Source organism: Stenotrophomonas lacuserhaii, assembly GCF_039674585.1.
Taxonomy (GTDB): domain Bacteria; phylum Pseudomonadota; class Gammaproteobacteria; order Xanthomonadales; family Xanthomonadaceae; genus Stenotrophomonas; species Stenotrophomonas pennii_A.
The window spans coordinates 108,491-126,344 of the sequence record NZ_JBDJNU010000008.1 but is presented as its reverse complement, the minus strand read 5'-3'; the positions used below and the strand labels follow the sequence as shown (position 1 = coordinate 126,344).

The window sequence follows — 17,854 nt, the reverse complement described above, 5'->3', positions numbered from 1 at the left end:
GGGGGTTTGCTGTGGGGGGTGTGGGGGGGTGGGGTCGGCCGGTTGGGGTCCTCGCGCCTTAGGCGGTCCCCCCCCACGGTCGTCACCCACCAGGTCGTCACCCATCACGCCTTGCCGAGCCTAGAAGGTGTAGCGCACGCGGCCATAGAAATACGCGCCATTGCTGCCGATCGGCGACAGCACGTCGTACGGCAGGTTGCCGTAGTAGTAGATGTCTTCGTTGGACAGGTCCGGATAGTTGTCGGTGAGGTTCTGTCCCCCGATCGCCACGCTCCATTGCGGGGTGATGCGGTACTCCGCTTCAGCATCCAGCTGCCACTCGGCCTGGTAGGTCTGGGTGGGCTCGAAACCACCGCCGAAGTTGAACACGCGCGTGGCGCTGCCGTGCCGGCTGACGCGGCTGGTCAGCGACCAACGGTCATTGCTCCACGAAGCAGAAAACTGCGCGCGCGTACGCGGCGTGGCATCGGTCAGCGTGTTGCTCTCTTCCACGCCGAACAGCACATACGCAGGGTCCAGCGCCTGCAGCGCGGCCGGGGTCGGCAGCACGTTCTTCAGCTCGGTCTTGGCGTAGGCCCAAGTGCCGGTCAGCTGCAGCTGGCCATCGCCCAGGGCGTGGCGCCAGTTGGCCACCAGTTCGGCGCCGCGGGTGCGGGTGTCGGCGGCATTGACGAAGAAGCTGGCGCTTTCCAGGCCGGTCACGCCGTACTGCTGCTGCACGAAACCGGTCAGGGCGTCGCCGGTGATCGCTTCGGACAACGCGATGCGGTCATCGATGTCGATCTGGAACAGGTCCAGCGAGACGTCGAAGTGGTCACCGATGCGGCTGGTGAAGCCCAGGCTGGTATTGAGTGACTTTTCCGGCTTCAGGTCGGTGGCGCCGAGCCCGCGGGCGATCGGATTGTTCACCGACAGCAGGCGGCCCTGCACCAGCTGGCCGGCCGCGTTGTAGCCGGTGGAGGTGGATTCGTAGCCGATCTGCGCCAGCGACGGCGCGCGGTAGTTGTTGGACACCGAGCCACGCAGCGCGAAGGCCGGGCTGAACGCATAGCGCAGGCCCAGCTTGCCGGTCAGTTCGCCACCAAAGTCATCGTGGTGTTCGTAGCGCGCGGCGATATCGCTGGAGAAGTTATCGCCGATCTGGCTGGACACGCTGGCGTAGACGCTGGCCACGTCGCGCGCCAGGTCCGCCGCATCCTGCGGGGTCAGGCCACCGCCGGCCTGCGAGCCGGTGGGACGATCGGTGAACGGGCCGGCGGCATAGCTGGCCGGATCGCCGGGGCGGGTTTCATAACGCTCATGGCGGGCCTCCGCGCCCAGGCCCAGGGTATGGGTGATGTTCTCGCGCTGTTCGAACACCCGGCCCAGGTCCAGGTTCGCCACCGACTGCGCGTACTGGTAATCGGCGGTCTTGAAGCGCGTCGGGCTGGTCGGGCCGAGCGAGGCGTTCAAGGTGTTGCGCATGCGGTAGGTGAAGTCGTTCTGGCCGAAGTCCAGGCTGGCATCGTAGGTCCACTCGCCCCACTGGCCACGCGCACCGGCCACGGCCTGCACGTCGCGGTTCTCGCCTTCGGAAACCGGGCGGTAACCGTTCGGATAGATCTCCTTCCAGTTCGCTTCGCCCTCCGGATAGCGGAAGTAGTTCGCGCCTTCGCTGTCACGCTGGTTGTAGGTACCGAAGGCGTAGAACGTGCTGGTTTCGCCGAACGGGATCTCGGTGTTCAACCAGGCGTTGAGGTCCTTGCTGGCGCCGTCGCCGAGCACGTAGTTGCGCTGTCCCTGCAGGGCCAGGTTGGCATCGGTCTGGTCCCACGGCGGGATCTGGTCGAAGCCGGCGCGGTTGGTGGCTTCGCGGTTCTTGTATTCCACGCCGACGCGCAGGAAGCCACCGTCTTCGCTCAGCGCGGTGCCCACGTTGGCGCTGAAGTTGCCGGTCTGGCCGTCGGTGAGGGTGCGGCCGATCGGCTTGAGGTCGGTGTGGTGGGCGCCGAAGCTGGCTTCGATGGCGCCGCCTTCCGGGGTGTTGTCGAGGATCACGTTGATCACGCCGGCCACCGCATCCGAACCGTACAACGCACCGGCGCCGTCGCGCAGTACCTCGATGCGCTTGATCGCGCTGACCGGGATGGCATTGAAGTCCACCGGCGTGGTGCCGCGGCCGATCTTGCTGCCGGTGCTGACCAGGGCGCTGTGGTGGCGGCGCTTGCCGTTCACCAGCACCAGCACCTGGTCCGGCGACAGGCCGCGCAGCTGTGCGGCGCGCACGTGGTCGGCGCCGCCGGAGTTGGACTGGCGCGGGAAATTGAACGATGGCAGAAGCGACTGCAGCGCGCTGCCCAGCTCCCCGTTGATGACGCCGGCCTTGCGGATGTCTTCGGCGGTCAGCACATCAACCGGTGAGGTCGATTCCAGCACGGTGCGGTCCGAGGCGCGGGTACCGGTGACGATCACTGTGTCCAGGTTGGTGGCGTCCTGCGCCGATGCGGCGAACGGGGAAAGCGCGAGCGCGATGGCGAGGCCGAGCGGCAACGCGGACAGGCGGGGGGACATGCGGACTCCGGGAGCGACAACGTGGGGAAGGGGAGGGGATGGTTTCAATTACATCCATCCGGATATAGCGATATATTATCTTGGCGTGATGGCTTGTGGGACGCAAGTCCCGTTTTCGTTGGCATCAGCAGATGACGGGACGTCATGAAGGTGGTTGCAGATGCAACTGGCTGGGCCGTGTACGCTGCTGCGCTGTTTTGCCTGTGGTGCACGCCACGATGGGCACACCTGTCTCTTGGAGCGTGATCGATATGAAGCGTCTGTCCCTTGTTTTTGCCATGTTGTTGGCCTCCAGCGGTTGCGCCAGCCTGCCCGCCAGCGCGCCGGGCACGTCAGCGACGACGGCCACGATGCAGGGCGATGCGGCACGGCCGGCGCAGGCTGCGGGCTGGGTGCGGAGTGAGCTGTACTTCGGCGTGGGCGAAGAGCGCGGCGCCGGTGAGCGCGAACAGGCCACTACCATCAGCGATGCGCAGTGGCGCGCCTTCCTGGACAAGGAAGTGACCCCGCGCTTCCCCGATGGGCTGACGGTGTTCGATGCCTACGGCCAGTGGCTGTTCCGTGGTGACCCCGAACCGAACCGCCTGCGCACCAAGGTGCTGGTGGTGCTGCACGAAGACAGCCCGCAACGCCGGGCCGACATCGAGGCCATCCGCCTGGCCTGGAAGACCGCCACCAGGCACCAGTCGGTGCTGTGGTCGCGGCAGCCGGTGGAAGTGTCGTTCTGAACCGCGTGCGCGCCAGCCTGCTGGTGATGGCGCTGTGCTCCGCCAGCATGGCGATGCAGGCCCAGGCAGCGGAAAGTGACGGCGTGGCGTTCGATGCCGCGCCCGGCGTACCGGTGCGGGCGCGCGTGCTGGACGACGGCCGCGTGGAGGTACGCATCGGCACGGATGCCGCGCTGCAGCGGCTGGATGGAGTGGCCGATGAAGAAGGCCGCTCGCGGCTGGACCATGAGGACGTCGACTTCGACGGCGTGCAGGACCTGGTGGTGCGCGCCAGCGTCGGCCAGGTCAACGAAGCGGTGGCGGTGTATCGATTCGATGCCCGGACCGCGCGGCTGCAGCCGCTTGCGCCGCCCACCGGCACCCCGGCCAACTGCGATGGCTTGTGGTCGCTGAGCGTGGATGCGCCCGCCCGCACCCTGGTCAGCACCTGCCGCGGCGGGCCGATGTGGTACACCGATTTCTACCGGTACCAGGGCGAAAAACTCTATCTCTACCGCGCCGAGCAGCTGCTGATGCTCGACCCGCAGGCGCTGGCCGCGGTGCTGGCGGTGAATGAGGGCGGAGAGGACGCCGGCCCGCTGGCGGTCTGGACCACCTACGATGCATCAGGTCGCGCGCTGGAACAGGCCATCGGCGATGGCTTGTCACCGCCCGCCAGCGGCGTGCCATTGCGTGGCAGGAGCGCGCGAGTGGTGCCGGCGCGGCTTGCGCTGTACAGCGCCGTTGGTGATGCCAGCACGCGTCGCTACCTGGTGGCAGGGGATCGGGTGGAGCTGCTGGACGAGCGCGATGGCTGGCTGCAGGTGCGCTACCGCAATCCCACGCGTGGGCCGGTCACGGGCTGGGTACAGGTCGCTTTGCCGGAACAGGGGTGATCCCCACGGCGGTGTCACCCGCCGCGGTCTAGGCTCAGGCTTCCCCCGTTCCAGGAAGGCCAGACCATGAGCAAGCGCGTTGCCGATATCGTCGTCGAGACGCTGCAGCAGGCCGGTGTGCGCCGCTGTTACGGCATCGTCGGTGACACCCTCAACCATGTGACCACCGCCATCCACGGCAGTGACATCGACTGGGTGCACGTGCGCCATGAAGAAGTGGCGGCCTTCGCGGCGGGCGCTGATTCGCTGGTCAGCGGCCAGCTGACCGCCTGCGCCGGCTCCTGCGGGCCGGGCAGCCTGCACTTCATCAACGGCGTGTTCGAGAACAACCGCAACAGGGCGCCGATGGTGCTGATCGCCAGCCAGGTGGTCACCAGCGAGCTGGGCATGGAATTCCCGCAGGAAGTCGACTTCAAGGCGGTCTACTCCACGTGCAGCGTGTTCTGCGAACAGGTGTACAGCGCCGAACAGGCGCGCCGCGTGGTGGCGCTGGCCTGCCAGGCCGCGATCAGCCGGCGGGGCGTGGCGGTGGTGATCCTGCCGTCGGACATCAGCGAACAGGCGGTCAAGCACGATCCTCCGTTCGCCGTGCATTACACCCATCCGGTGCTGCGACCGGGCGATGACGAACTGCTGCGCATCGCCGAACTGCTGGGCCAGGGCAAGCGGATCGGCATCTACGCCGGCGCGGGCTGCCAGGGCGCCCACGCGCCGCTGCTGGAACTGGCGCGCAGGTTGCAGGCGCCGATCGCGCATACCTCGCGGGCGAAGGATTTCGTCGAGCCGGACAACCCCTTCAACATGGGCATGACCGGCATTTTCGGCATCGAATCCGGCTTCCACGCGGTGATGGAGTGCGACACCCTGCTGCTGCTCGGGGCCGACTTCGCCTGGGGCCAGTACTACCCGGACAAGGCCACCATCATCCAGGTCGACCACGATGGCAGCCACCTGGGCAGGCGCCACCCGGTCACCCTCGGCGTGGTCGGTGACGTCGGCCCGACGCTGGAGGCGCTGCTGCCGATGCTGCCGCCGCGCGAGGATGCCGGTTTCCTGGACGAGTGCATCGGGCATCGCGAAAAGGCGCTGGCCAGGCGCGCCGAAGAAGAGGCGCCGGGCGAGGGCGAGCTGATCCACCCGCAGTACCTCACCGCCCTGCTGGACCAGCATGCCGACGACGATGCACTGTTCACCGCCGACTGCGGTTCGCCGATGGTGTGGGTGCTGCGGCATATCCGCGTCAACGGTCGCCGGCGCACGTTGACCAGCCTGCTGCACGGCACGATGGCCAATGCGATGCCGCAGGCGCTGGGCCTGCAGAAGGCTTTCCCCGGCCGGCAGGTGGTGGCGCTGTGCGGCGATGGCGGGCTGAGCATGCTGATGGGCGACCTGCTGACCGCCGTGCAGGAGAATCTTCCGATCAAGATCGTGGTGTTCAACAACGGTTCGCTGAACTTCGTGGAGCTGGAACAGAAAGTCGAAGGGCTGCTGGATTACTACACCGAGCTGAAGAATCCGGACTTCGGCAAGCTGGCCGAAGTGATCGGCTTCCATGGCCGCACGGTGACCCGCAGCCAGGACCTGGCGCTGGCCGTGCAGGACCTGCTGGCCCAGCCGGGGCCGGCGTTGCTGGACGTGCACACCGCCCCGACCGAACTGGTGATGCCGCCCCAGGTGGAGGCTGGGCAGGTGATCGGGACCGCGCGCTACATGGCCAAGGCGGTGCTGGCCGGGCGCATCGGCGAGGTCAAGGAGCTGCTGGCGGACAACTTCCTCAAGCGCTGAGGATCGCAGGAGGGGCCGCAGAAAGGGGGCAGCAGGAAAGGGAATCAGGCCCCTGCCAGCCATCATTGGCATCCACGTGCTGCGGGGCCTACCATCGGCGGTCCCCACACCCTTTCCTGCCCCCACATGTCCGTTCCTGCCCCTGCCGCTCCGCGGCGCTGGTTCGTCGCCGGCGATCTCAATGGTTTCTTCGGCCTGGTGGTCGACAACCTTTCCATCCTCGGCTTCATCGCCATGGCGCTGGTGGGAATGTTCCAGTTCCCGGCGGAGGTGGTGTTCACCCGCATGTTCCCCGGTACCGCCTTCGGCGTGCTGGTCGGCAACCTGCTGTACACGGTGATGGCACGCCGCCTGGCCGCGCGTAACGGCCGCGATGACGTGACGGCGATGCCGCTGGGCCTGGACGCGCCGACCAGCATCGGCATGGCGCTGCTGGTGCTCGGCCCGGCTTTCGTGGCCTTCAAGGCACAGGGCCTGGACCCGAACGCGGCGGCAATCGCCACCTGGCAGCTCGGCATGGCCTCGCTGGTGATCATGGGCCTGCTCAAGCTGGTGCTGTCCTTCTTCGGTGAAGCGGTGACCCGCGCGCTGCCGCGGGCGGCGCTGCTCGGCTCCATCGCCGGCATCGCGCTGGTGTTGATGGGCCTGCTGCCGCTGCTGGAAACGCTGCGCTCGCCGCTGGTCGGCTTCGTGACCCTGGGCCTGCTGCTGTACGTGCTGATCGCCAAGGGCAAGCTGCCGGTGCGGGGTCCGGCGGTGCTGCTGGCCTTTGTGTTCGGCACGCTGCTGTATTACGGTCTGGGCCTGGCCGGGTTGGGTGCGCCGGGCTTCCAGGTACCGGTGTGGAACGCCCCGCAGATCGTGCTTCCGCTGCCTTCGCTGGGCTTCCTGGACGGCCTGCCGACAGCGATGACCTACCTGCCGCTACTGCTTCCGTTCGGCCTGCTGATGGTGGTCGGTGGCATCAATGTTTCCGAAAGCGCGCGCGCAGCCGGCGATGACTACCGCACCCGCGACATCCTGCTGGTGGAAGCCATCGCCACGCTGGTGGCTGGCGTCTGTGGCGGCGTGGCGCAGACCACGCCGTACATCGGCCAGCCGGCCTACAAGCACATGGGCGCGCGCAGCGGCTATACGCTGCTGACGGGTCTGTTCATCGGCATCGGCGGCATGCTCGGCATCGTCTCCGGGCTGGTGCAGTGGCTGCCGCTGGCGGTGCTGGCGCCGATCATCGTGTACGTGGGCATCGACATCACCACCCAGGCCTTCCAGGCCACGCCGAAGCAGCACGCCGGCGCGATGGTGCTGGGCTTCCTGCCATCGGCTGCCTACCTGCTGGCGATCAAGGCGCCGGGCTGGATCGCGCCGGAACAGATGGTCGCCATGCTGACCAAGGTGGACGGTCACGGGCTGCCGGAACTGGCGGTGATCTTCGCGCTGGGCAATGGCTTCATCATCACCTCGATGCTGTGGATCGCCACGGTGGCGGCGATGGTGGACGGGCGCCTGCGCCGCGCCTGTGGCTTCCTGCTGGTGGCTGCCGGCCTGACGGTGTTCGGGCTGATCCATTCGGTGGACCCGCGCGGCGGCATCTACCTGCCCTGGGACCTGCAGGGCCTGGCGCGGATCATCAGCTGGCAGTTCGCTGGTGCGTATGTGGCGCTGGCGGTGCTGCTGGGGCTGCTGTCATTGCAGAAGCAGCCGGTGGCCGTGCGGGGGTAGCGGTAGCGCCGAGCCATGCTCGGCGAGCGCAGCGGCAGGGTCATTCCGGGCCGTCCAGCTCCGGGTAATGGCGGAAAATGCCGTTGGCGTTGAACGCCAGCCGGCGATCGGATGCCAGGTAGGCGGCGATGCCCGGGCGTTTTTCCACGCGCTCCTTCAGCGCGGCCAGCAGCGGCAGCTTCGGCCACAGCGCGCGCATGCGCTGCGGGAACATGTAATCCAGCCCGGCCAGCAGCTGGAACAGGGAAAGATCGACGTAGGAGTGCTCGCGCAGCGGGTGGCGGCCGCCGTTGTCCCGGACGATATCCTCGAAGTAGCCGAGGAACTTCGGCAGCCGCTCACCGCGCATCGAAGCCGCCCGCGCGATGGCTTCGCTCTTCTGGTCTTCGTAGTACTGCGAGGCGGCGATCGGGTGGTGGGTGTCGTGCACTTCGGCCACCAGGTCGGCGATGGTCAGCTGCAGCTGGATGGCCTGCACCCGTCGCGAGGCCGCATGCGGCACCAGGTCCAGGGTCGGGCCCAGGAAATCCAGGATGGCGGCCACCTGGGCCACCACCTGGCGGCCGGCCTTCAGGAATGGTGGGGCGAAGGGACGCCCACCCTCGGACGTGCCCGCCAGGAAGGAATCCATGACCGCATCGCCGTGGACCCGGGCCATGTCGGTGTAGCCGGCACCCGCATCTTCCAGCGCCAGCCGCACGAACTCGCCGCGGCCCTGGATGCCGGTCCAGTAATAAAGCTCGTAATGCATGTCGTTCCCGCAAGGTGAAGGCCCGCGCAGTATCCCGCGCGCGATGGCAGCGCCCGGTGAGCATGCCCTGCACACGGTGTTTCCTTATCGGGGACGATGATCTCAGGGACCCTTGAAACACGCGGCGGCAGCCGCATCTGAGGGGTAGTGCCGGCGTGGCCGGCTTCTCTGATAGAGGATCTGACATGCGGATGGACAAGCTCACCTCGCGTTTCCAGCAGGCGCTGGCCGACGCGCAGTCGCTGGCCGTGGGCCGCGACAATTCCATCGTTGAACCGGTGCACGTGTTCAGTGCACTGTTCGACCAACCCGGCGGCAGCACCCGGCCGCTGCTTTCGCAGGCAGGGGTCAACGTGACCGTGCTGCGTGAGCGGCTGGACGAGGCCCTGGCGGCGCTGCCGAAGGTCTCCGGGCAGGCCGGCAACCTGTCCATCGGCAACGACCTGAACCGACTGCTCAACCACACCGACAAGCTGGCCCAGCAGCAGGGCGATGCCTTCATCGCCAGCGAGTGGTTCGTGCTGGCCGCGCTGGAAGATGGCGGCAGCCTTGGCATGGCGCTGCGCGCGGCCGGTGCCGACAAGGCGCGCCTGCAGGTCGCCATCGACAAGCTGCGGGGCGGCGAGAAAGTGCAGTCCGAGAGCGCCGAAGAACAGCGCCAGGCGCTGGAAAAGTACACCATCGACCTGACCGCGCGGGCCGAGAGCGGCAAGCTGGATCCGGTGATCGGGCGTGATGAAGAGATCCGCCGCACCATCCAGGTGCTGCAACGGCGGACCAAGAACAATCCGGTGCTGATCGGCGAGCCCGGCGTGGGCAAGACCGCGATCGTGGAGGGACTGGCCCAGCGCATCATCAACGACGAAGTGCCCGAAGGTCTGCGTGGCAAGCGCGTGCTGTCGCTGGACATGGGTGCGCTGATCGCCGGTGCGAAGTTCCGCGGCGAGTTCGAAGAACGGCTGAAGGGCGTGCTCAACGACCTGGCCAAGAACGAAGGACAGGTCATCCTGTTCATCGACGAGCTGCACACCATGGTCGGTGCCGGCAAGGCCGACGGGGCGATGGATGCCGGCAACATGCTCAAGCCGGCGCTTGCACGTGGCGAGCTGCATTGTGTGGGTGCCACCACGCTGGACGAGTACCGCAAGTACATCGAAAAGGACGCCGCGCTGGAGCGTCGTTTCCAGAAGGTGCTGGTCGGCGAGCCCACGGTGGAGGACACCATCGCGATCCTGCGCGGGCTGAAGGAAAAGTACGCCGTGCACCACGGGGTGGAGATCACCGATCCGGCGATCGTGGCGGCCGCCACGCTGTCGCATCGCTACATCAGCGACCGCCAGCTGCCGGACAAGGCCATCGACCTGATGGACGAAGCTGCCTCGCGCATCCGCATGGAGATCGATTCCAAGCCGGAGGAACTGGATCGGCTGGAACGCCGCTTGATCCAGCTGAAGATCCAGCGCGAGATGCTGAAGAAAGAAAAGGACGAGGCGTCACGACAGCGCCTGGCCGACCTGGAAAACGATATCGATGCACTGGAGCGCGACTTCTCCGATCTCAACGAAATCTGGAAATCCGAGAAGGCTGCATTGCAGGGCGCAACGAAGATCAAGGAACAGATCGAGCAGGCGAAGCTGGAGCTGGAGTCAGCCCAGCGCCGGCAGGATTTCGGCCGCATGAGCGAGATCCAGTACGGCCAGTTGCCGCAGCTGGAGAAACAGCTGGCGGTTGCGCAGGAAGCCGAAAACACCGAGTTCAAGCTGGTCCAGGACCGGGTCACCGCGGAGGAGATCGCCGAAGTCGTTTCGCGTTGGACCGGTATTCCGGTGAATCGGATGCTGGAAGGTGAGCGCGAGAAGCTGCTGCGCATGGAAGGCGAGCTGCACCGGCGCGTGGTGGGCCAGGAAGAAGCGATCAAGGTGGTGTCCGATGCGGTGCGCCGTTCGCGTGCCGGGCTGTCCGATCCCGATCGTCCCAGTGGCTCGTTCCTGTTCCTGGGCCCGACCGGCGTGGGCAAGACCGAACTGTGCAAGGCGCTGGCCGAGTTCCTGTTCGACAGTACCGACGCGATGATCCGCATCGACATGAGTGAGTTCATGGAGAAGCACAGCGTAGCGCGGCTGGTCGGTGCGCCTCCGGGTTACGTGGGCTACGAAGAGGGCGGCTACCTGACTGAAGCGGTGCGCCGTCGCCCGTATTCGATCATCCTGCTGGACGAGGTGGAGAAAGCCCATCCGGATGTCTTCAACATCCTGCTGCAGGTACTCGACGATGGCCGGCTGACCGATGGCCAGGGCCGCACCGTGGACTTCCGCAACACGGTGATCGTGATGACCTCCAACCTGGGCTCGCACCAGATCCAGGACATGAGCGGGGATGACTCGCCGGAGGCCTACACCCAGATGAAGGCCGCGGTGATGGGCGTGGTGCAGGCGCACTTCCGTCCGGAGTTCATCAACCGCCTGGACGACATCGTGGTGTTCCACCCGTTGGACAAACAGCAGATCAAGCAGATCGCGCGGATCCAGATGCGCGGCCTGGAATCGCGGCTGGTCGAACGTGGCCTCAAGCTGCAGGTCAGCGATGGCGCCTTCGAGCTGCTGGGCAGCGTGGGCTTCGATCCGGTCTACGGTGCGCGGCCGTTGAAGCGCGCCATCCAGGCGCAGCTGGAAAATCCGCTGGCACAGAAGATCCTGTCCGGCGAGTTCAACAACGGCGATACCATCGCGGTGGACGCAGGCGGTGGCCAGCTGCTTTTCCACAAGGGTTGAGCTGCAGCACGACGGCGCCGGGCGTAGCCCGGCTGCCGTGGTTACAGGAAATGCACCTGATCGGCGGGCAACCGCGCCATCGGCGAGCCGGGGGTACAGTTGAAGGCGCGCGCGAACTGCGGAAGGTTCGACGCCGCGCCGTCGGCGCGCACGCTGCCAGGCGCGTGGTTGTTGGTTGCGCGCTCCAGCTCGGCGCGCTCCGGCGTGCTGATCATGCGCCAGACCAACGCGTGGCTGGCGAAGAAGCGCTGTTCGCGTGTCATGCCGTCGATCATCGGATCCGGCGTGCCCGCGGTTGCCATCTGCATGGCCTGCAGTGCGATGGCCAGTCCCCCCAGGTCGGCGAGATTCTCGCCGAGGGTCAGCCCGCTGTCGATCTCGCGTCCCGCATCGAGGTAATGCGTGAACTGCTCGCGCAACTGCGTGGAAAGCGCATCGAACTGCTGCCGGCTGTACGCTGACAGCCAGTCCGCCTCCCTGCCGTGCGCATCGAACGTGGTGCCGATGTTGTCGTAGCCATGGGCCATTTCGTGCCCGATGACTGCGCCGATGCCACCGTAGTTGAGCGCATCGTCGGCTGCCGGGTCGAACAGCGGTGGCTGCAGCATCGCAGCGGGAATCACGATCCGGTTCAGCGACAGGTCCTGGTACGCATCCACGGTCTGCGGGGTGAGCTTCCAGTGCGCGGTATCCACCGGGCTGCCGAGCAGGGCGACGTTGCGCCGTTGCGCATGGGCGCGGACGGCCTGCACGTTGCCCAGGAAGCTGCCACGGTCGGTGTCTACGTGGTCCCAGCGCGGCCACTGTTGCGGACGCCCGACGTCGATGCGCAGCGTGTTGATCTTGTCCATCGCCTGCCGTCGGCTGCTGTCGTCCATCCACTCGCACTGCTGCAGCCGGGTTTCCAGCGCGGCGATGAGCTGGTGCGTCATCGCCTGCATGCGGCGCTGGGTCTGCGCGGAGAAGGCCACCTGCGCATAAGCCGGGCCCAGGGCGTCGCCGGCTTCCTGTTGGATGATGCCCATGACGCGTGCAAAGCGCGGTACCCGTGACCTGCGTCCCTTCAGCAGCCCGCCGTGAAAGGCGTCGTGGGTATCGACGAACACGCTGGACAGGCATGGCGCTGCGGCGTCCATCGCATGGAACTGCAGGTGCGCTTTCCAGGTTTCCAAGGGGGTGCTGGCCAGCAAGGCGTCAAGACGGCGGAAGAAGTCCGGCATGCCGAGCGAGAAGCGCTCTGGTGCCGACACCCCCTGCGCCTGGAAGAACGTGTTCCAGTCGATGTGGGGTGTCTGTTGCTGCGCCTGTGCGGGTGACAGCGGGTTGTAGAAGTGGGAAATGTCGGTTGCCAAGGCCGCGAAGGGGTCGGAGACGGCGGCCAGTTCGCGCTCAAGCGCCAGAACGTCCGCTGCCTGCCGTGCCGCATCATCGGCGCCCATGCCCGACAGCGCCAGCGTGCGCGCGACATGCTGCTGGTAGCCGGCCACCATGGTTTGTTTGTCCGCGGCTTCGTACCACGCGCTGTCGGGAAGCCCGAGTCCGGATTGCGCGAGGTAGGCCATGTATGTACTGGGATCGAGCTGGTCGGGCAGCACGCTGAGAGTGAACAGCGGGTTCGCCGCGTGCCGATGCATCGAACAGCCAGGCGGTCAGTGCGGGTAGATCGTCAAGCGCTGCGATCGCATCCAGCGTGGGCTGCAGCGGCATGCGTCCGGCCACTTCGATGCCGGCCTCATCCATCCCGGTCGCCCACAGGTCTCCGATCACACGTGCGGGGACATCTGGATCCGCCTCTTCCTGCATCTGCTCGGCCATCTGCTGGCAGGTGAGCAGTGCGTTGCTGCGCAGATGGTCCAACGTGCCCAGCTGCGTGCGGCTGCGCTGCAGCGCGCTGTCGGTTTCCCAGATACGGTTGACGTGCGCGCCCAGAGAATCGCAGGGCGGCGCGCCGGGATCAAGCTCGCTGGCGTTGAAGCGCACTGGCGGCAGCAGCCTTTCAGGATCGAGCGTGTAGCGTTTCACGGGCGGCATGGCGTCTTCATCGGCGTGCCGGTGCAGCAGGTAGCGGGTGGTTGCCGCCGCGGCCGAAAAAGCCGTGAGGCCGACCGCGGCCAGCAGGGCTGCTCCACAGCGCCGGGGGTTGGCGGTGCAGGTCGTCAGCGCCGCATTGGATGCCGCGTTGGCGATGATCGACGGCGCAGGCTGCAGCAGCGGGTCGGCGACGGCGCGCGCCGCGGCGCTGTCAGGCAGCTGGCCCAGTTCAATGCCGGGCGGGGCGGCCAGTGCGCCGGGTGGCCAACTGCCTGCATCACTCTGCCCCGGGGCGCGGGCGAGCGGGGCCGGTGCGGCGCCGCACTGGGCTGCAGCCGGCAGCGCCGTACTCAGTAGCAGCGCTACGGCAAGCTGGTTGCGGATGCTGCGCACGTTCAAATGGGTTGCCTGCCCAACGAAACGGCGATGGCAGACTGCGCGATGCGAAGGGGCGTCGACCCCATGATGGGTACGCAGGTAATTGCCGTGTTGGGCGCGGGATTGGGTTGCGGAGATGGGCATGGGGCGCGCTCAGCGGTCCGAAGGGGCGGATGCGTCCACTGACGTGGCGGTCTGCCACTGCAGATGGCCGATGCCATCCAGCAGGGCATCGGCGAAGTCCACGCCCATCGCAGGATTGACGCGGTGCAACCGGTCACGGGCACCGTGGATCAGGACTGGCGGCGCATTCGGGTGCGCATCGCGCAGGTCCTGGTAGGCGTAGTAGGCAGCGGCGGACGCCTGGTAACGCTCATCCAGTGCGCGCGCGTCGTCCGGCGACAGTTGGATGCTGCCGTCCTGCTGGGCCTCCCAACGTGTCCAGTCCACTTCAGCGTCCCGCTGTTGCCAGGCCTTGCGTGCCGTTTCCAGCTGCTTCCACTGGCGCGCGTCGTCAGCACCGACCTGGCTGAGCCCCACGCAGGGAATGGAGGCATTCTGGAACGCGATGTTGTCCGACGTGATCCATGGCGCGTCTGCCGCCGCTGGTGCAGCGAACCCGCGCGCGGCGAGTCGGGCTTCCAGCTGCCTGCGTGCATGCTGTTCGGTGTCGCTGACCGGGGGGGCCTGCAGATACATCGTCGGCTTGCCCAGATGGGGCCTGCCTGCCAGGTCCCCGGTCCCAGAGATCGCATAGCCACGGCCGCCGCGCCCGGTCATGTCCACGTTGATCACGAAGGTCGGGCAGCTTTCGTGCTGAAGGCAGTCGTTGACGTAGGCGCGTGCGCCAAGAAGGCCCAGTTCCTCATGGGACGTCACCAGCAGCTCCAGCTGGATGCCTGCATTGGACGGGGCGGCCTGCCATTGGCGGGCGATATGCAGCAGGGTGGCGACACCGGAGGCATTGTCATACGCCCCTTCGGAGCCGAGCGCTCGCCCGATCATGTCGCCATGAGCGACCAGCAGCACACGCTGCGTGGGCGGCGTGCTGGCCGCAGGCAAGCTGACGTGCAGGTTGAACGCTTCGGTTCCGTCGGCGATGCCCAGATGTTCCAGACCGTGGAGCGCATACGGCAGCCGCTCCACCGGACCTGCATCGCGCACCAGCAGTGCGGCAATGGCGTCCTGCCTGCGCGCATTGGCGTCGAACCAGCGTTGCCGGATGTCGGCGTCGCTGGCGTGGCGGCCGTCACCCGCGCCGACGGTGGCGCCCACCATGGCTTCCATGTCGTCCTGGAACGCGGCAACCGCGGGGGTATACAGGTCGGCGAGGGTGGCGGCGAGGTCGAGCAGGGCGCTTTCCGGGATCCAGGGGGCCGCCATGGCACCCGGCAGTGGCCACCCGCCGTGCTGCTGCGTTTGCGCGGCGGGAACCGTGCGCGCAACGATCTGCCGCAGCTGCGTCAGGGTGGCCGGCGGCACCTGCAGCAGCAGGGCGTTGATGGCGTCGGCGCGGCAGCGGCGGTCACCGCCGCAGTCGCGCGCGATCTGCAGCAACGCTGCTTCCAGCCGGACGGGAATGCCATCGTCGGCCAGTACCTCGGCCGCCGCGACCGTGTCCTGCAGCGCATCCTGCTGCGCCCATTCCCGTGCGCGGACGGGCGCGTACCGTGCAGCCGAGGCACTGCCGGCGACCCGGACATAGGCCAGGCCGCCCACGGCCGCCAGGGCGCCGAGCGCCATGACGCCGCTGCAGCTGCGCGGGCGTGCGACGCAGGCGGCGACAACGCCATTGGCGATCGAGCCCAGGCTGCCGCACCCTGGCGCCTGCCTGGGGCCGGCCACCGGCGCATAGCGCCCGCTCGCCTGCGCGGCCGGCAACAACGCGACCGGGGCGGACGCTGCATCAGCAGCCCCGGGGGCGACCCGCCGGCCAGCCGCAACAGGGCCTGGCAGCCCGGTGCCAGGCCCCAGGCTGCCAAGCAGCAGGACGCCGGTGAGCAGGTTCGCCGGGCTGTTGTGCAGCCGCAACGGGACGTGCCGGTCGCCCCACCTGGCATGCTTGAGGGAATCCCGCGATGGCGGTGCACCGCCCTGGTGGCGGTTGAGGAACGTCCCGTTGGCGTGCCGTGCGGCATTGGCCGGATCCATCTGCATCATGCCCTCTCCCGTCTGCGATAGGACTGCAGCGTGGCGGCTGATGTGTCGTTGCAGGAAGGGTCAAACGCGTCCCCGGATCCGGATGCGCATTTTCTGACAGATGCCCCAGCGTCGGCTGTCAGTCCGCTCCGGCGCCCGCCTGATGGCTTCTGGCTTGGTCTTCATGCTGCGCTGCCATCACCGCGTGGGCATCTTTGCGCTACGGTGGGGCTGCCTCTCCAAGGGCGTGGCAACGCAGTCCCCGGCCGATGCGGGTCGGCCGGGGACATTCCTGCAAAGGCAGCCGCCTGGCGCAGCCAGGACTCACACCACCGGAATGCTGTGCTGCTGGCCCATCGTGCGATAGGGCGGCGTGGCCATGATCATTTCTGCCAGCGAATACGCCAGTTCGCGCTCGGCCATCACCGTGCCGTCGGCGCCGTGCTCCAGCAGATGCCGGACTTCGGCATCGCTGTGCGCGCGCGCCAGCAGGGTCAGGCCGGGATTGATCGCGCGCAGCTTGGCCAGCGCCTCGCCGGCTTCCAGCGGTTGCGGAATGGCAAGCACGGCGATCTTGGCGCGTTCCGGGTGTGCTTCGGCGAGCACGCGATCGGCGGCGGCGCTGCCGCGGATGGCCGCGATGCCGGCGGCGTGCGCGCTTTCCACGTGTTCCTTGTTGTCATCGATGACCAGTACGGGCACGCCTTTGTCGCGCAGCACCTGGGCCAGTTCGCTGCCGACCCGGCCGTAACCGATGACGATGGCGTGGTCGTGCAGGTCACGCGAGGGGCCGTCGGCCTCTTCCGGCTCGGGTTCGGCCGGCTGCAGGGCAAGCTGGCGCGCCTGCCAGCGATCCAGCAGGCCGAACACCAGCGGGTTGAGCATGATCGACACCAATGCACCGGCCAGCACCAGCGACTGCCCGGTGGGCGGCAGGATCTGCAGGGCTACGCCGAGGCCGGCGATGATGAAGGCGAACTCGCCGATCTGCGCCAGGCTGGCCGAAATGGTCAGCGCGGTGCTGGTCGGGTGGCCGAACGCCCGCACGATGAAGAACGCTGCGGCGGATTTGCCGAACATGATGATCAGCACCGTCGCCAACACCTGCCACGGGTGCTCGATGATGATCATCGGGTTGAACAGCATGCCGACCGAAACGAAGAACAGCACGGCGAACGCATCGCGCAGCGGCAGTGAATCGGTGGCCGCCTTGTGGCTGAGTTCGGATTCGTTGAGCAGCATGCCGGCGAAGAAAGCGCCCAGCGCGAAGGACACGCCGAACAGCATCGCCGAGCCGAACGCCACGCCCAGCGCAATGGCCAGCACCGCCAGGGTGAACAGTTCGCGCGAACCGGTGCCGGCGATGCGTTCCAGTATCCACGGGATGACCCGGCGGCCGACCACCAGCATCACCGCCACGAACAGGCCGAGCTGCACGAAGGTCCAGCCGATGTCGGCCAGCACGCTGCCGATGCTGTGGTTTTCCCTGGCGGCATCGGGACCGAACACGCCGGCCAGCACCGGCATCATCACCAGCGCGAGCACGCACGCCAGGTCTTCGACGATCAGCCAGCCCACGGCGATCTTGCCGCGCAGGGTTTCCAGCAGGCGACGCTCTTCCATCGCCCGCAGCAGCACCACGGTACTGGCGGTGGCCAGCGAGAACCCGAACACGATGCCGTGGATGACCGGCCAGCCCATCAGGCTGGCCACGCCCCAGCCGAGCAGGGTGGCGACCAGGATCTGGCCGATCGCCCCGGGGATGGCGATGGCCTTCACCGCCATCAGGTCCTTCAGCGAAAAATGCAGGCCGACGCCGAACATCAGCAGCATCACGCCCAGTTCGGCCAGCTGGTTGGCCAGCGCCTGGTCGGCGACGAAGCCGGGAGTGAATGGACCCACGCAGATGCCAGCAACCAGATACCCGACCAACGGAGACAAGCGCAGCTTGTTGGCCAGCGCGCCGAAGATGAAGGCGAGCCCGAGGCCAACGGCAACGATGTTGATCAGGTCGGTGTCATGGTGCATCAGGTCTCGCAGGTAAATCGGGGGATGTCCCGATTTTCACCGATGGGCCCCGATACGGCAAACGCCGGGCATTGCCCGGCGTCTGTTGCAGCTTCA

General features: G+C 67.3%; 10 protein-coding genes and 1 pseudogene. 5 read left to right on the top strand and 6 right to left on the bottom strand.

The features are described from left to right. Positions 1-120: 120 nt before the first annotated feature. Positions 121-2,550 (bottom strand): TonB-dependent receptor plug domain-containing protein, encoded by a 2,430-nt coding sequence (locus tag ABE522_RS05445; RefSeq protein ID WP_346590844.1) that lies wholly within the window; start codon positions 2,548-2,550, stop codon positions 121-123. Positions 2,551-2,801: 251 nt separating this feature from the next. Between ABE522_RS05445 and ABE522_RS05440 the strand changes: the two genes are divergently transcribed. The 4 genes from ABE522_RS05440 to ABE522_RS05425 all read left to right on the top strand — a co-directional run bounded on the left by ABE522_RS05440 (position 2,802) and on the right by ABE522_RS05425 (position 7,660). Then, positions 2,802-3,278, top strand: a complete 477-nt coding sequence (locus ABE522_RS05440) for a DUF3574 domain-containing protein (protein WP_346590843.1) — start codon at positions 2,802-2,804, stop codon at positions 3,276-3,278. Positions 3,279-3,283: 5 nt separating this feature from the next. Continuing rightward, positions 3,284-4,153 carry an XAC2610-related protein gene (locus tag ABE522_RS05435; RefSeq protein WP_346590842.1) on the top strand — a complete coding sequence of 290 codons (870 nt, stop codon included), beginning with the start codon at positions 3,284-3,286 and terminating at the stop codon, positions 4,151-4,153. 66 nt (positions 4,154-4,219) lie between these two features. After that, on the top strand, positions 4,220-5,938 hold the full coding sequence (locus tag ABE522_RS05430; protein WP_346590841.1) for a thiamine pyrophosphate-dependent enzyme: 1,719 nt from the start codon (positions 4,220-4,222) through the stop codon (positions 5,936-5,938). Between the two features lie 126 nt (positions 5,939-6,064). Beyond that, the gene (locus ABE522_RS05425; RefSeq protein ID WP_346590840.1) at positions 6,065-7,660 is read left to right on the top strand and encodes a SulP family inorganic anion transporter; all 1,596 of its coding nucleotides are present in this window, start codon (positions 6,065-6,067) and stop codon (positions 7,658-7,660) included. A gap of 40 nt (positions 7,661-7,700) precedes the next feature. Here the strand turns inward: ABE522_RS05425 and ABE522_RS05420 are convergent, their stop codons facing one another. Then, positions 7,701-8,411: a glutathione S-transferase gene (locus ABE522_RS05420; protein ID WP_346590839.1), complete on the bottom strand. Its 711-nt coding sequence runs from the start codon at positions 8,409-8,411 to the stop codon at positions 7,701-7,703. 185 nt (positions 8,412-8,596) lie between these two features. Here ABE522_RS05420 and clpB point away from each other — a divergent pair, with 185 nt between their 5' ends. Further along, a complete protein-coding gene (clpB, locus tag ABE522_RS05415) occupies positions 8,597-11,182 on the top strand; it encodes an ATP-dependent chaperone ClpB (RefSeq protein WP_346590838.1) in 2,586 nt (861 codons plus the stop codon). Between the two features lie 41 nt (positions 11,183-11,223). On the opposite strand, the gene ABE522_RS05410 is transcribed toward clpB, so the two are convergent. The 4 genes and pseudogenes from ABE522_RS05410 to ybaL form a co-directional block, all read right to left on the bottom strand. Then, positions 11,224-12,033, bottom strand: coding sequence for a M13 family metallopeptidase (locus tag ABE522_RS05410; protein ID WP_346590848.1), 810 nt, complete (start codon positions 12,031-12,033; stop codon positions 11,224-11,226). Positions 12,034-12,051: 18 nt separating this feature from the next. Next, positions 12,052-13,213: pseudogene (locus tag ABE522_RS05405) on the bottom strand (M13 family metallopeptidase); the annotation flags it as partial. 531 nt (positions 13,214-13,744) lie between these two features. Then, positions 13,745-15,751 carry a M28 family peptidase gene (locus ABE522_RS05400; RefSeq protein ID WP_346590837.1) on the bottom strand — a complete coding sequence of 669 codons (2,007 nt, stop codon included), beginning with the start codon at positions 15,749-15,751 and terminating at the stop codon, positions 13,745-13,747. 303 nt (positions 15,752-16,054) lie between these two features. Then, positions 16,055-17,758 (bottom strand): YbaL family putative K(+) efflux transporter, encoded by a 1,704-nt coding sequence (gene ybaL, locus ABE522_RS05395; RefSeq protein WP_346590836.1) that lies wholly within the window; start codon positions 17,756-17,758, stop codon positions 16,055-16,057. Between the last annotated feature and the right edge of the window lie 96 nt (positions 17,759-17,854).